Source organism: Shimia sediminis (assembly GCF_003990645.1).
GTDB classification, from domain to species: Bacteria; Pseudomonadota; Alphaproteobacteria; order Rhodobacterales; family Rhodobacteraceae; genus Shimia; species Shimia sediminis.
In genome coordinates this window covers 1-776 of sequence record NZ_RYZK01000064.1, presented here as the reverse complement: position 1 = coordinate 776, position 776 = coordinate 1, and the positions used below count along the sequence as shown (strand labels likewise).

The 776-nt window shown below is 43.0% G+C and carries 1 protein-coding gene; it reads left to right on the top strand.

Features of this window, described 5'->3' with window-relative positions:
* Positions 1–36: 36 nt before the first annotated feature.
* Positions 37–776: 50S ribosomal protein L4 (gene rplD, locus EK369_RS22875; protein ID WP_235871513.1), on the top strand; the 740-nt coding region annotated here is incomplete at its 3' end.

The window sequence follows — 776 nt, the reverse complement described above, 5'->3', positions numbered from 1 at the left end:
CAGGGTGCTTTCGGTAACATGTGTAGAGGTGGTCGTATGTTTGCACCAACAAAACAATGGAGACGTTGGCATCGCCGAGTAAACGTAAATCAGCGTCGTTATGCACTTGCATCTGCCATTGCTGCTAGTGGTGTGCCTGCACTTGTTATGAGCAAAGGGCACATTGTTGAACAAATACCTGAATTGCCCCTAGTTGTCTCTGACAAAGTCCAAGAATTCACAAAGACTAAGCAAGCTGTAATCTTTTTAAGAAGAATTAAAGCTTGGGGTGATATTCAAAAGGTGTACAAGTCTCAGCGCTTCCGTGCTGGTAAAGGAAAACTGCGTAACAGAAGACGCATTCAACGTAAAGGGCCTCTTGTCATTTATCATAAAGACCAAGGATTACGACGAGCATTCCGAAATATTCCCGGAATCGATTTAGTTAGTGTTGATAAGTTAAACCTTTTGAAACTTGCCCCTGGTGGCCATGTTGGACGTTTCGTAATTTGGACTCAATCTGCTTTTGAGAAGCTTGACAAGATTTTCGGAACGTGGAAGACACGTTCACAAGAAAAAGCTGGTTACAACCTTCCCCAACCTAAGATGTCTAACAGTGATTTGTCGCGACTTCTTAAAGCTGATGAAATTCGTAAAGTTTTACGTCCACCACAAAAGAAGGTTGTTCGAAGAGTTCGTCGCCTCAATCCTCTCAAGAACACGAAAGCTCTTCTACGTCTTAACCCGTTCGCTGCTGTTTTGAAACGACATGCTATTCTTACCACCAAGAAAGCCAT